Here is a 13,498-nt window from a genome sequence, read left to right as displayed (position 1 = left end):
CCGTGAGCGAGGCACTTGTCGCCGTCGAGACCGCGGGGGCGGACACCGCCGCCCCTGCGGCCTCGGGGGCCCGTCAGTTCTGGCGGCGGCTGCGGGCGCAGCGCGCCGCCCTGGTCGCCGCGGCCGTCGTCGCGCTGCTCGTCCTGGTCGCGCTCGCCGCGCCGCTGCTCACCGCTCTGGAGGGCCAGGACCCCACCAGCTACCACCCGGCGCTGATCGACTCCGCGCGCGGCGGCGTGCCCGTCGGCTCCCTCGGCGGCATCGGCGCCGACCACTGGCTCGGCGTCGAACCGCAGACCGGCCGTGACCTGTTCGCCCGGCTGGTGTACGGGGCGCGGGTGTCCCTGGGCGTCGCGCTGGGTGCCACGGTGGTGCAGGTGGTCCTCGGCCTCGCCATGGGCGTCGCCGCCGGCCTCGGCAACCGCTGGGTCGACCTGGTCCTGAGCCGCGTCACCGACATCTTCGTCTCGATGCCGCTGATGATCATGGCGCTGGCGCTGCTGGCCGTCGTACCGGACGGCTTCCCCCGGCCGGTGCTCGTCGCCCTCGTCATCGCCCTGGTCAGCGGCTGGAGCACCACCGCGAAGATGGTGCGGGCGCAGACCCTCACCCTGAAGAACCTCGACCATGTCGCCGCGGCCCGGCTCAGCGGCTGGAGCACCGGCCGGATCGCCGTGCGGGAGCTGCTCCCGGGGCTCGCCGCGCCGGTCATCACCTACGCGGCCCTGCTGATCCCCTCGAACATCAGCGCCGAGGCGGCCCTGTCCTTCCTCGGCGTCGGCGTCAAGCCGCCCACGCCCTCGTGGGGACAGATGCTCACCTCCGCCGACGTCTGGTACCAGGCGGCCCCGCAGTATCTGCTGCTGCCCGCCGCCGCCCTGTTCGTGACCGTGTTCGCGCTCACCGTCCTCGGCGACGGCGTCCGCGTCGCCCTGGACCCGCGCGCGGCCTCGCGGCTGCGCATCGGCACCGGCCGCAAGCGCGAGGCCCGGGCGACCGTGCGGAAGGAGGACCGGGCATGAGCGGCCTCACCGGTTTCGTACTGCGCCGCCTGATCGGCGCCGTGATCACCCTGTTCGCGCTCTCGGTGATCATCTACGTCGTCTTCTACGTCACCCCCGGCAACGTCGCCCAGATCACCTGCGGCCCCCGCTGCTCCCCGGAACAGGTCCACCAGGTCGCGCAGCAACTGCACCTGGACGACCCGCTGTACGTCCGCTTCGGGCACTTCGTGCAGGGCGTCTTCGCCGGCCAGGACTTCTCGACCGGCACCGGCGTCGAGCACTGCGCGGCACCCTGCCTCGGCGAGTCGTACCAGAGCGGCCGGCAGGTCACCGACATCATCCTCACCAAGCTGCCGGTGAGCTTCTCGCTGGTGCTCGGGGCGATGGTGATCTGGCTGCTGCTCGGCATCGGCACCGGCGTGCTGTCCGCATGGCGGCGCGGCCGGCTCACCGAGCGGATCCTGACCACGGTCACCCTGGCGGGCGTCGCCACGCCCGTCTTCGTCATCGGTCTCGTCCTGATGATCGTCGTCTGCGGCGAACTGGGGCTGCTGCCCTTCCCGGAGTACGTGAACTTCACCGACGACCCCGAACAGTGGGCGTGGAACCTGCTGCTGCCCTGGCTCTCGCTCGCCCTCATCGAGGCGGCCAACTTCGCCCGCCTGACCCGGGCGTCGATGCTGGAGACGCTGGCCGAGGACCACATCCGCACGTTCCGCGCCTATGGCGTCGGCGAGCGTGCGCTGATCGTGCGGCACGCGCTGCGCGGGGCGACGGCGTCCGTCATCGCGCTCAACGCCGTCACCTTCGGCTCGGCCGTCGGCGGTGCCGTGCTCACCGAGACCCTGTTCGGCCTGCCCGGCATCGGTCAGGAGCTGGTGCGCGCGGTGAAGGTCGTCGATCTGCCGGTGGTCGTCGGGATGGTCCTGGTCATCGGCTTCTTCGTGGTCATCGCCAACGCCGTCGCGGACGTGCTGTACGCGGTGGCCGACCGACGGGTGGTGCTCGTATGAGCCTGGTGGAAGTGACGGACCTGACCGTCGAGTTCGGCGCGCTGCGGGCCGTGGACGGGCTCTCCTTCAGCCTGGCGAAGGGCGGCGCGCTGGCCCTCGTCGGCGAGTCCGGCTCCGGCAAGTCCACGGTCGCGGGTGCCCTGCTGGGCCTGCACCGGGGCACCGGCGCGCGGGTCGGGGGCACGGTCCGGGTGGCCGGCACCGACGTGCAGACGGCCACCGACGAGGAGCTGCGACGGCTGCGCGGCGCCCGCGCCGCCATGGTCTTCCAGGACCCGTTGTCCTCGCTCGACCCCTACTACGCGGTCGGTGACCAGATCGCCGAGGTATACCGCGTGCACACGCGCGTGTCGCGCCGCGCCGCACGCGCGCGTGCCGTGGAGGTGCTCGACCGGGTCGGCATCCCGGACGCGGTACGGCGCTCCCGGTCGCGCCCGCACGAGTTCAGCGGCGGCATGCGCCAGCGCGCGCTCATCGCCATGGCGCTCGCCTGCGAGCCCGAGCTGCTGATCGCCGACGAGCCGACCACCGCGCTCGACGTCACCGTCCAGGCCCAGATCCTCGATCTGCTGCACACGCTGCGCGAGGAGACCGGCATGGGCCTGCTGCTCGTCACCCACGACGTGGGCGTGGCCGCCGAGAGCGTCGACGAGGTGCTCGTCATGCGGCACGGCAGGGCCGTCGAGCACGGCCCCGTCGGCGAGGTCCTCGCGGCGCCCGCGCAGTCGTACACCCGCGAACTCCTCGACGCCGTCCCGCGCGTGGACGCGCGCCGCACCGGCTCCCGGGCCGTCGACGAGGTCGTGCTGGAGGCCACCGGGGTGCGGCGCGAGTTCGGGCGCGGCAGACGGGCGTTCGCCGCCGTGGACGACGTCTCGCTGACCCTGCGGCGGGGCGAGACCCTCGGCGTCGTCGGCGAGAGCGGCAGCGGCAAGACCACGCTCGGCCGCATGCTGGTCGGGCTGCTGGAGCCGACGGCCGGTGCGATCCGCTACGCGGGCCGTCCGCACACCGGCGTGCATCCCGCCGTACAGATGGTCTTCCAGGACCCCGTCTCCTCCCTCAACCCGCGCCGCAGCGTGGGCGAGTCCGTCGCCGACCCGCTGCGCGCGCGGGGCGAGCGCGACGAGCGGCTCATCAGGCAGCGCGTGACAGAACTGCTGGAGCGCGTGGGGCTCGAAGGGGCGCACTACGACCGCTACCCGCACGAGTTCAGCGGTGGCCAGCGCCAGCGCATCGGCATCGCCCGCGCGCTCGCCGCCGAGCCGCGCGTCATCGTCTGCGACGAGCCGGTCTCCGCGCTGGACGTCACCACCCAGGCCCAGGTGGTCGCCCTGCTCGGCGAACTCCAGCGAGAACTGGGCCTGGCGCTGGTCTTCATCGCGCACGACCTCGCCGTCGTCCGCCAGGTCAGCGACCGGGTGGCGGTCATGCACAGGGGCCGGCTGGTCGAGTACGGCCCGGCCGACGAGGTGTACGACAGCCCGCGCGAGGCGTACACCCGTCGACTTCTGGCCGCCGTACCCGCGCTCGACCCGGAACTGGCCGCGCGGCGCCGCGCGGCCCGCCGCACACCCGCCGTGGCGTAACGTTTCGTGCACGTGCGATAGCACTGTGCCGCCTTAGCGCCGGGAAACGCGACCTGCACGCGAAAGTTACGTCCGTTCACCCCTTTTGGTGGCGCGATGGACAACCGTCCGTCGCGCCACCGCCTTGTCCGCTTACGTTCGTCCCGCTGCGAGCCGCCGGACGACGGCGGCTCACCGAACGGGAGATCGGGGGTGCACACGTGCGCATCGGACTGCTGACGGAGGGTGGCTACCCGTATGTGAGCGGTGACGCCGGACTCTGGTGCGACCGGCTCGTGCGCGGGCTCGATCAGCACGAGTTCGACATCTACGCGCTCAGTCGCAGTAGGCGCCAGGAGGACGAGGGCTGGGTCCCGCTCCCACCGCAGGTCGGCCGGGTGCGAACGGCACCGCTGTGGACGGCCGAGGACGACGGGGTCGGGTACGGGCGGCGCGCGCGCCGGCGCTTCACCGAGTGCTACGGCGAGCTGGTCGGCGCGGTCTGCGCCGGGACCGAAACCGTCGCGGGCGGCTCGTCCGATGGTGTGGCGGACCGTTTCGGCACAGCGCTGTACGGACTCGCCGAACTCGCCCGCGAGCACGGCGGACTGGTCGGCGCCCTGCGCTCCGACACCGCCGTACGCACCTTGGAACGCGCCTGCCGCGCCCCCGGCGCGCTGCGCACGGCGCGCGAGGCGCGGGTCCCCGAACTGCTCGCCGTCGCCGCGCACCTCGAACGCGCCCTGCGCCCCCTCTCCCTCGACTGGTACAGCGACGCCGACCTCGGCGCGGCCGATCTGTGCCACGCCACCGCCGGCGGCCCGGCCGCGCTTCCCGGCCTGCTCGCCCGGCACTTCTGCGGCGTGCCGCTGCTGGTCACCGAGTACGGCGTGCAGCTCCGCTCGCACTACCTGGCCCTCGGCCCCGACGCCGCCGCCCCCGCCGTACGCGCCCTCCTGGCCGCCTTCCACGGCCGGCTCGCCGCGGAGGTCTACCGCCGGGCCGAGATCCTCACCCCCGGCAACGCACACGCCCGCCGCTGGCAGGAACGCTGCGGTGCCGACCGGGCCCGGATCCGCACCGTCCACCCGGGCATGGACGCCGCGCGCTTCACGGAGGCCGGCGAGTCCCCGGACCGCGCCGACCCGGACACCCTGGTCTGGGTCGGCCGGATCGAGCCCGCCAAGGACCTGATCTCCCTGCTGCACGCCTTCGCCGAGGTCCGCAAGGAGGAGCCCAAGGCCCGGCTGCGGATCGTCGGCGCGCCGGCCGGCCCCGAGGGCGAGGCCTACCTGGGCCACTGCCGGGGACTCGCCGCCCAGCTCTTCCCGGACGAGGCGGAGGGCGCGCACGCCGTCGGGGACAACCCCGTCTCCTTCGAGGAGATCGGCGGCCCCGAGGCACCCACCCTGCCGGACGCGTACGCCGCGGGCGCCGTCGTGGTGCTCTCCAGCGTGGTGGAGGGCTTCCCGATCAGCCTGGTCGAGGCCATGTTCTGCGGCCGGGCCACGGTGTCCACGGACGCCGGAGCCGTGGTGGAGGTCATCGGCGGCACCGGTCTCGTCGTACCCCCGCGCAACCCCCGGGCGCTCGCCGAGGCGTGCGTGGCACTGCTGCGCGACCCCGAGCGCCGTGCGCGCCTCGGTGCCGCCGCGCGCGCCCGGGCGCTCGAACTGTTCACCGTCGAGCAGAACATCGCGGCATTTCACGGCATTTACCTGGAGATCGTCTCGCACTGCCCGGTGCGCCGGGTGGTCCTGGGCCAGACCGGGGAGCCCCTGCCGTTCGCCGCCCCCGCCGAGTCCCGCGTCCCCGGTGAATGGACCGGCCCCACGGCCCGCGTCCTTCCCCGGTCCGTCCCGGCCTGGGCCACGGGTGCACCGGTACGGGCGACCTCGCTGGCGGCAGTGGAGGGGGCGCGGTGAACGAGGCGGAGGAAACGGCGGTGCCCCGCCCGGGGAGGGGCACGGACGGCCCCGGGATGCCGAGCGGTGCGGATCCGTGGGACGCGCGATCGCGGGCCGTGGCGCCGTCGGCCGGCGCCAGCGCGCCCGCCCCGGCCGGGCCCCGGGCCCAGGCCGAGCCCGCCCCGCCGTCCGGCCCGGGCCGGGTGGGTGTCGTCGCCGGTCCGCAACCGGTCGCAGGGCGCGGCCCCGCACCCCGGCGGGCCGGCGCCGACCCCGTGAAGGCCCTGCTGCACCGGCACCGCGAGCTGTGCGAGCGGGCCGTGGACCCACTGGAGATCGCGGCCGGCCTGGAGGCGCACGGCGTCACCGACCGGACCGCCGTGCGCTTCCGGCACCGGGACGTCTTCTCGCTCGCCGAAGAGCTGTACGCGCGCGTGCCGCGCACCGGCGAACCGCGGCCCGGGCCCGAGCCGCCGCCCGTGCCCCGGGTCCGCGTCGGCTGGGTCCTGCTCACCCTGCTGCCCGGGGCGCTCGGCACGGCCACCGTGGCGGGACTCCGCCTCACCGCCGGCCAACCGCGCCTGCTGGTCGGCCTCGGCGGCATGCTCGCCGTCGCGCTCGCCCTGCGCGCCGCACTGCGCCAGGGTCCCCTCGCCGCACCGTCCGGCACGCCCACCTGGCGAACGGCGAGCGGCACGCGCGTGTGGACGCTGTGGCTGCTGGCCTACGCCCTCTTCGGCGACGGACTGCTGCGGGCCGTCGCCGGCGGCGGGCCCGACGCCCTGCCCACCGGCGCCCCGGACGGCCCCTGGCCCACCGCCGCCGCGCCGGTCCTGGCGCTCCTGCTGGCCTGCGCCCCGGCCGCCTGGTGCGCGCACCTGCTCACCGCCGGCGCCCGCCGCAGGCTCGCCGGCAGCCGGGGCCTGGAGGAGTTCCGGGACGCGGCGAGACCGCTGCTGTTCGGCACCTTCGCCCTGTTCCTGGGCGCGCTCGCCGCGCTGCTCCCGCTGTGCGGCACCGCCCTGCACGAGCCGGTGGCCTACGGACAGCCCCTCGCGCTGGGCGCGCTCCTGCTGCTCGCCCGGCTGCTCGCCGTGCACCACCACCGGCACGCCCCCGCCCTCGCCCTGGGCGCCGCCGCGGCCACCGAGGCCGTGACCCTCGCCCTTCTCCTGGCCGGCCGGCTGCCCGGCTGCGCGGTCCTCGCGACGCCCGCCCGCACCCTGATCACCGCCTGGGGCGCCACCGCCGTACCGGTCCTCGCCTGCGGCACCGCCGCCCTGGCCCTGCTGCTGCACGCCGGCCGCACCCTCACCCAGGCCTCGGCCCACGCGCCCACAGGAGCATCCGAGTGAACCAGGGAGTACCGAGCGACCACGGGAGCACCTGAGTGAGCACGGGCGCTCCCGAGCGACGACCTGCGCACCTGAACGACCACCGGAGCGGCCGAGCCGTCCCGGAGTGCCCCGAGTGAATCGTGCGCCGCCGGACCGGCAGGCCACCGGAGGCACCTCGCACCACCCCCCCTGAAGGAGAACACCAGATGACCACCGCCCGCCCCCGAGCGTCCGCAGCCACCGGAGCCCTCCGCACACCCGGACCGGCCGGAGCCCCCGGATCCACCGGGACCCCCGCCGGGCCCCTCGCGCCGGCCCCCGCTGGGGCTCTCACGCCGGTCCGTACCACCGGCGCGCACACCCGGGGAGGCGCGCGATGAGGGTTCTGCTGATCGGAGCCAACGGCTACCTCGGCCGCTTCGTCGCCGACCGCCTGCTCGCCGACCCCGCCGTCCAGCTCACCGCGCTCGGCCGCGGCGACGACGCCGACGTCCGCTTCGACCTCGCCACCGGCAGCCCCGGCGCACTCACCCGCTTCCTCGACGCGGTCCACCCCGGAGTCGTGATCAACTGCGCCGGTGCCACCCGGGGCGGCGCCCGCGAACTGACCCGGCACAACACGGTCGCCGTCGCCACCGTCTGCGAGGCGCTGCGCCGCAGCGGCTGCGGCGCCCGCCTGGTGCAGATCGGGTGCAGTTCCGAGTACGGCCCCAGCCAGCCCGGCTCCTCCACGGCCGAGGACGCCGTACCGCGCCCCGGCGGCCCGTACGGCGTGAGCAAGCTCGCCGCGACCGAACTGGTCCTCGGCTCCGGCCTCGACGCGGTCGTCCTGCGCGTCTTCTCGCCCGCCGGCCCCGGCACCCCGGCCGGCTCCCCGCTCGGCCGGCTCGCCGAGGCCATGCGGCGCGCGATGCAGTCCGGCGACGGCGAACTCAAGCTCGGCGGCCTCGGCGTCCAGCGCGACTTCGTCGACGTCCGCGACGTCGCGCGCGCCGTGCACGCCGCCTCGCTCTCCGCCGCGCAGGGCGTCATCAACATCGGCTCCGGCCGCGCCGTCCGCCTCAGAGACGCCGCCGCCGTCCTCGCGCGCGTGGCCGGTTACGGCGGCGCCCTGCACGAACTCGACACCCCGCCCGGACCGCTGCGCGCGGCCATCGGTCACCCCCGCGCCGATCACGACGGGGTCCCGGTCGCGTACCCGTACCCGGACGGCTGCGGCAGCTGGCAGCAGGCCGATGTGCGCACCGCCCGCGACCGGCTCGGCTGGCGGCCCCGGATCAACCTCGAGGAGTCCCTGGCCGACATCTGGATGGAGGCGGCATGCCGCATCTGACCGGCGGTGCGCTCGCCGCCACCGGCACCGGCCTGCGCACCGCCCTCGGCATCCCCGGCTACGCCCATCCGCTCGTCGCCCCGGCCCAGTGGGCCGAACTCGCCCGCCCCGGAGTGCCGGTGGACTGGGTCGTCCTCGATGTGGCCGCGGGCCCCGGTAGCCGCCCCGACCCGCACTGCCTGGAGGCCAGCGGACGGCTGCGCGGCGCCGGCGTCCGGGTCCTCGGCCACCTGGACCTCACCTACGGCGCCCGTGTCTTCGGCGACCTGCTCGCCGACGTGCACCGCTATCTGGACTGGTACCGGGTCGACGGCTTCCTGCTGGACCGCTGCCCCGGCGGGCGCGCCGCCCTCTTCGAGGTCCGGCGCGCGGTCACCACCCTCCGGGCGATCAGTGACACCGCTCACATCGTCCTCGGGCACGGCAGCCACCCGTACCCGGGCTACGCCGAGCAGGCCGACCAGCTGGTGACCTTCGCCGGCCCCTGGAGCGAGTACCGCTGGTCGCAGGCGGCCGAGTGGACCGCCGACTACCCGTCCGACCGCTTCTGCCACTTCGTGCACGGGGTGCCCCGGTGCCATCTGGAGGAGGCGCTGCGCATCGCGCGCTGGCAGGGCGCGGCGACGATCTACTTCACGGACCACACCGACCGGGACGGCCACACCGGCCCCTGGGAGACCATGCCCGGCTACTGGGACGACATCGTCTCGCGTATCGGAACAGGTGTCTCGGAATGAAGATGGCCGTGGCAGTGTTACGGGGAGAACATCTGTAGTGATTGACCGACCAACGGAGTTCCCGTGTCGCTGCCACCCCTGGTCGAGCCAGCTGATGAGCTCACCGTAGACGAGGTCCGCAGGTACTCCCGCCACCTGATCATCCCCGATGTGGGCATGGACGGGCAGAAGCGGCTGAAGAACGCCAAGGTGCTCTGTGTGGGCGCCGGCGGCCTGGGCTCGCCGGCGCTGATGTACCTGGCCGCCGCGGGCGTGGGCACGCTGGGCATCGTGGAGTTCGACGAGGTCGACGAGTCGAACCTGCAGCGCCAGATCATCCACAGTCAGTCCGACATCGGCCGCTCCAAGGCCGCGTCCGCGCGTGACACCGTCCAGGGCATCAACCCGTACGTCAACGTGGTCCTGCACGAGGAGCGGCTCGAGGCCGACAACGTGATGGACCTGTTCAGCCAGTACGACCTGATCATCGACGGCACGGACAACTTCGCGACCCGCTACCTGGTCAACGACGCGTGCGTGCTGCTGAACAAGCCGTACGTCTGGGGTTCGATCTACCGCTTCGACGGCCAGGCCTCGGTCTTCTGGTCGGAGCACGGCCCCTGCTACCGCTGCCTCTACCCGGAGCCCCCGCCGCCGGGCATGGTCCCCTCCTGCGCCGAGGGCGGCGTCCTGGGCGTGCTGTGCGCGTCCATCGGCTCCATCCAGGTCAACGAGGCCATCAAGCTCCTCGCGGGCATCGGCGAGCCGCTGGTCGGCCGCCTGATGATCTACGACGCCCTGGAGATGACCTACCGCCAGGTCAAGGTCCGCAAGGACCCCAACTGCGCGGTCTGCGGCGACAACCCGACCGTCACCGAGCTCATCGACTACGAGGCCTTCTGCGGCGTCGTCTCCGAGGAGGCCCAGGAGGCGGCCGCCGGCTCGACGATCACTCCCAAGCAGCTCAAGGAGTGGATCGACGACGGCGAGAGCATCGAGATCATCGACCTCCGCGAGCCGAACGAGTACGAGATCGTCTCCATCCCGGGCGCCAAGCTGATCCCCAAGAACGAGTTCCTGATGGGCACGGCTCTGGAGAGCCTCCCGCAGGACCGGAAGATCGTCTTGCACTGCAAGACGGGCGTCCGCAGTGCGGAAGTCCTGGCGGTCCTGAAGTCCGCGGGCTTCGCCGACGCGGTCCACGTCGGCGGCGGCGTCATCGGCTGGGTCAACCAGATCGAACCGCATAAGCCGGTCTATTAATCACCGGTTCCGCTGACCAGCGGGACAGAAGAAGCCCACGGCTCTGACCTCGTCGGATGCCGTGGGCTTCTGTCGTTGTTGGTCGGCGTTAGCTGGCCTCGCACGGCCCAGAGACGGCCCAGACAACCGACCGGCTCAGACCTCACTCATGCGGTACGGCTCAGGCAAGGGCGGCAACGGCACGTCGAGCACGCGTCCCAACAGCGCTCGTGCAACGGCGTCGCGCTCCCAGTCCGGTTGGCCTGCCCTCATCGAAAGGATCACACGTTCCCGGGTGACCACGGCAGCACCCGTGAAGTTTGGGTCGGTGATCGAAGACTCATCCAGTTTGACGTCCAGCTCCGCGAGAAGCTCGGACAGAGGGGCGTCGAGAAGGTGTTCAGGGTGTAGCACCAACTGGGCGAAGCCCGTTGGCGGCTTTGATGTCTGCGTTTGGTCGAACCGGGTCACAGGCCTATCTCCTCAGCCGGCCTTTGATGGGCTGCCAGAGTGCCGCCATAGACCCGGGCTAGTGCGACGCCACGCTGACGATCTCTCCTCCACAGTGAGGGCAGAGACACCAGTGCGAGGACCGTGCGGAGCACCTCACCTTGGGAGCTGCGAGCATGAGCGGCCCATTCGCCTGCTTACCTGGGTGAACGGTCTGAGAGCTGCCTGTCGGCCTCGGCTGCGTTCACCGTGGTTCCCCGCTCGATCTGGTGCGCATGTGGTGCAGCCGTGATCATCCGCGTTAGAACCCGATGTCACCTGAACACGCAGACGACGCGCCCATAGTCTTCGATCTGCTGCTGCTGTTCGTCGGGACCAGGTGCGTGCTCGTCGTCTCCACATCTGAGGACTGTTCCGTCGTCTCCTTCAAACACGGAGACAACGCCTCCGTGATGGCTACAGGCTCCTTGGCGGCCGATGGAGTCTGACGGCCACCCGTCTGAGCACTCGTAGCCCTGATACGTCCAGCGAACCGGCGTGTACGGGGCGGATGGAGCTCCAGAGCTGACCGGCGGATCCTCATCATCATCGTTCCACCCACTGAGTTGGGCTGTGATCGGGAGGACAATGAAGATCCCTACGCCGATAAGGCCGGCCACGGAGTAGGCCATCACCCGAGCAACCCGCCACGCGCGGCTCTGGAAAAGCCTTTGCAGGAGACTACGCACGGAAGACTTCTAGCAGAGCAAGCGGCTGTGGCGGGCTTCTTCGTCGACGTTGGCGGCAGTCCTCCACAGCGTCAAGCGGCGTGCTGCTGGTCGTTGTGTCTGGCATTCCGCAGATCCACCAACACACTTTCCAACTGTGTTGGTGGGGTAGCGCGGGACGTGCAGGGCTTTCACCTGCGTTCCTTGGCGGGTCGGTGCCGAGCTGGGATCGGCTCCAAGTCTCGGCTGGCCGCCGTTGAACCGGGCTGAATGAGACGGAAACTGAGACGGCCCGTCCGGCGGTCGTTGTCAGTGCCCACGCCTAGTCTCCGACCATGAGCATGATCGGTGAGTACCTGCGTGTCACGGCTGCTGAGCTTGATCGAGCGATCCAAGATCCCGACTGGGCCCTGGACTTCGTCGAAGAGGTCCAGGACGCCGAGGAGGAGACGGAGCCTGCGCCGGCCGAGGCGCGTCACTTCAGTACGTACAAGACCTGGGACCTGCTCCGCTTCCTGCTGGCGCGCGCAGAGTTCCCCGTGAACGTGATCCACGGCGAGGAGTCGTTCGCCGAGGACGAGGACTGGGGCTACGGGCCTCCGAGGTACCTGCGGCCTGAGCAGGTCCGGCTCGGCGCGGAAGCTCTGCGGACTACCAGCTATGACCAGCTCGTCAGTGGCGTGGATCCTGCTGAACTGACCAGCGCCCAGGTCTATCCCCTCGGATGGAGTGAGCCCGGCTCACTGGAATGGGGGCGCCCCTGGTACGACGACCTCATACAGTTCTTCGAGGCTGCTGCCAGGGCGGACGACGCGATGCTCGTCTGGCTGGACTGACTGGCCCTCGACTGCGGTGGGACCTCAGCTTGGGAAGCCGAGATCATTTGCGGTTGGTGCAGGCCCTGACCTGCGCTGATGGCTGATCTGCACTGTCGCCGGAGCCGCTGGCCTTCACTGTGATTCCCCGCTGTTCCCCGTTCGATCTGGTGCGCTTGTGGGGCAACCACGGAGCGCCGGCTCCGCGCGGCCTCGTGCCGGGAGGGCACCGGAAGGTCCTGAGGCGGCTACCGACACCCGCTTTAAGGAGTTCGATCCCGCACCCGTGCGGCCAGCTCGGACTCGTGCTTGCTGGGCGGTCCGTGGTCCAGCTTCAATCGCTGTGATCCGTTGTCGTTCGGCGACGTTGATGTCAGCTGGTGATGTCAGACCGTGGGGTGTTCGTTCGGCAGTGGGGCGCGTATGAACTGGGTACATCGCTCGTCGCAAGCACCCATCGCGTGGGAGTTCCTCCGTGCTTCCGTGAGGCTCAGTCGGCCGTTGGCGCGCCCGAACTCGTTCCGCGTCGCGGTCGTCATGCCCGTCGCCTTCCCAAAGCGCACCGGGCAGATCTCGAGCTCCCTCTGAACGGCCGTGAACTTGGCTGAACGCGACGGAAACTGAGACGAACCCCGGCGCCAGCACCGTAGGGCCCTTGTAAACCAACAAGTTCGGCAGTCGACCTCGGAGGGCCCAGAGAAGGCCCAGCGGACACTGCATGAAGATGAACACTCCCCGACTCACGCAGCGCTCATGGGCCAGGCGGCACCGATTGGCCCCCGGTGCTGTTAACCCCGCCAGCCGCCTTGGCAAGAATTTTCATGTCATCGGGATCGCTACGGCGAAGGACGAAAACCTTCACCAAGGCATAAACGCTGGGGCCGCAAAGAAATGCCGACAACCACCACGCATCTTTAGCAGCATAAACGCCGGCGAAAAGCATCGAAACGGCAATTAAAGCACCTACAATGAGGCCACTCATATGCTGGACATGCTTACGCGCTAGCTGCTTGTCCTGAGCCGTACGAGCTTCAGCAGCAGCGGCGGCTACATCAGCCCGCTCAGCAGCGGCTCGCTGCATTTCCAGACGTGCCATCAAAGCTTGATGCTCGCGCCTTAGCTGCGGCTCCAGCGCTTTCAATGCAATCTCTAGCTTTTCAGGACCTAGGGCGGACCCCCACTGCATGGCAATATTCATGCCAGCCGATAGCACTGGGTCGACTTCAGGGCGGAAGGATGCATTTTGGGACGGCAGTGGCAGGGTGCCTCCCTCTTCTGCGGTCACTGTGCGGCTCCCCCATCACCCGTTGCCGTTGGTGCATATTCGGAGTCACTCGCTTGCGGTGGGGGGCCGAGACGTATGAAGAGCCGAGCCAAGGCATGGTCGATGGTCTGCTCGGAGGAGG

At 71.4% G+C, this 13,498-nt stretch carries 12 protein-coding genes; 9 read left to right on the top strand and 3 right to left on the bottom strand.

Annotation, left to right across the window (positions count from 1 at the left end):
• Nucleotides 1-2: 2 nt before the first annotated feature.
• The 8 genes from ACWCV9_RS07200 (at nucleotide 3) to moeZ (ending at nucleotide 10,141) form a co-directional block, all read left to right on the top strand.
• On the top strand, nucleotides 3-1,022 hold the full coding sequence (locus ACWCV9_RS07200; protein ID WP_450784652.1) for an ABC transporter permease: 1,020 nt from the start codon (nucleotides 3-5) through the stop codon (nucleotides 1,020-1,022).
• Nucleotides 1,019-2,017: an ABC transporter permease gene (locus ACWCV9_RS07195; protein WP_450784651.1), complete on the top strand. Its 999-nt coding sequence runs from the start codon at nucleotides 1,019-1,021 to the stop codon at nucleotides 2,015-2,017. Before ACWCV9_RS07200 ends, ACWCV9_RS07195 begins: the two co-directional genes overlap by 4 nt.
• Complete coding sequence (locus tag ACWCV9_RS07190) at nucleotides 2,014-3,606, top strand: dipeptide ABC transporter ATP-binding protein (RefSeq protein ID WP_450784650.1); 1,593 nt, start codon at nucleotides 2,014-2,016, stop codon at nucleotides 3,604-3,606. The genes ACWCV9_RS07195 and ACWCV9_RS07190 overlap by 4 nt, the downstream gene beginning before the upstream one ends.
• Nucleotides 3,607-3,806: 200 nt before the next feature.
• A complete protein-coding gene (locus ACWCV9_RS07185) occupies nucleotides 3,807-5,510 on the top strand; it encodes a DUF3492 domain-containing protein (RefSeq protein ID WP_450784649.1) in 1,704 nt (567 codons plus the stop codon).
• Nucleotides 5,511-5,767: 257 nt separating this feature from the next.
• Nucleotides 5,768-6,847, top strand: coding sequence for a hypothetical protein (locus tag ACWCV9_RS07180; RefSeq protein ID WP_450784713.1), 1,080 nt, complete (start codon nucleotides 5,768-5,770; stop codon nucleotides 6,845-6,847).
• Between the two features lie 358 nt (nucleotides 6,848-7,205).
• On the top strand, nucleotides 7,206-8,162 hold the full coding sequence (locus ACWCV9_RS07175; RefSeq protein ID WP_385840138.1) for an NAD-dependent epimerase/dehydratase family protein: 957 nt from the start codon (nucleotides 7,206-7,208) through the stop codon (nucleotides 8,160-8,162).
• On the top strand, nucleotides 8,150-8,899 hold the full coding sequence (locus tag ACWCV9_RS07170) for a spherulation-specific family 4 protein (protein ID WP_450784648.1): 750 nt from the start codon (nucleotides 8,150-8,152) through the stop codon (nucleotides 8,897-8,899). Before ACWCV9_RS07175 ends, ACWCV9_RS07170 begins: the two co-directional genes overlap by 13 nt.
• Nucleotides 8,900-8,962: 63 nt before the next feature.
• Nucleotides 8,963-10,141 carry an adenylyltransferase/sulfurtransferase MoeZ gene (gene moeZ, locus ACWCV9_RS07165; protein ID WP_450784647.1) on the top strand — a complete coding sequence of 393 codons (1,179 nt, stop codon included), beginning with the start codon at nucleotides 8,963-8,965 and terminating at the stop codon, nucleotides 10,139-10,141.
• A gap of 135 nt (nucleotides 10,142-10,276) precedes the next feature.
• Here moeZ and ACWCV9_RS07160 read toward each other — a convergent pair whose 3' ends face one another.
• Nucleotides 10,277-10,591: a hypothetical protein gene (locus ACWCV9_RS07160; RefSeq protein ID WP_450784646.1), complete on the bottom strand. Its 315-nt coding sequence runs from the start codon at nucleotides 10,589-10,591 to the stop codon at nucleotides 10,277-10,279.
• A 1,021-nt stretch (nucleotides 10,592-11,612) separates the two neighbouring features.
• Between ACWCV9_RS07160 and ACWCV9_RS07155 the strand changes: the two genes are divergently transcribed.
• Nucleotides 11,613-12,113 (top strand): YfbM family protein, encoded by a 501-nt coding sequence (locus tag ACWCV9_RS07155; RefSeq protein WP_450784645.1) that lies wholly within the window; start codon nucleotides 11,613-11,615, stop codon nucleotides 12,111-12,113.
• 365 nt (nucleotides 12,114-12,478) lie between these two features.
• Here the strand turns inward: ACWCV9_RS07155 and ACWCV9_RS07150 are convergent, their stop codons facing one another.
• Complete coding sequence (locus ACWCV9_RS07150) at nucleotides 12,479-12,664, bottom strand: CPCC family cysteine-rich protein (protein WP_450784712.1); 186 nt, start codon at nucleotides 12,662-12,664, stop codon at nucleotides 12,479-12,481.
• A gap of 179 nt (nucleotides 12,665-12,843) precedes the next feature.
• The gene (locus tag ACWCV9_RS07145; RefSeq protein WP_450784644.1) at nucleotides 12,844-13,377 is read right to left on the bottom strand and encodes a hypothetical protein; all 534 of its coding nucleotides are present in this window, start codon (nucleotides 13,375-13,377) and stop codon (nucleotides 12,844-12,846) included.
• Nucleotides 13,378-13,498 lie beyond the last annotated feature (121 nt).

The organism is Streptomyces sp. NPDC001606 (assembly GCF_053596835.1).
This window is presented reverse-complemented; position numbering and strand designations above follow the sequence as displayed.

What these genes read in the sequence shown, in the direction of transcription:
- ACWCV9_RS07195 (WP_450784651.1), top strand. Translation starts at nt 1,019, where the DNA reads ATGAGCGGCCTCACCGGTTTCGTACTGCGCCGCCTGATCGGCGCCGTG.
- ACWCV9_RS07190 (WP_450784650.1), top strand. Translation starts at nt 2,014, where the DNA reads ATGAGCCTGGTGGAAGTGACGGACCTGACCGTCGAGTTCGGCGCGCTG.
- ACWCV9_RS07175 (WP_385840138.1), top strand. Translation starts at nt 7,206, where the DNA reads ATGAGGGTTCTGCTGATCGGAGCCAACGGCTACCTCGGCCGCTTCGTC.
- ACWCV9_RS07170 (WP_450784648.1), top strand. Translation starts at nt 8,150, where the DNA reads ATGCCGCATCTGACCGGCGGTGCGCTCGCCGCCACCGGCACCGGCCTG.
- ACWCV9_RS07155 (WP_450784645.1), top strand. Translation starts at nt 11,613, where the DNA reads ATGAGCATGATCGGTGAGTACCTGCGTGTCACGGCTGCTGAGCTTGAT.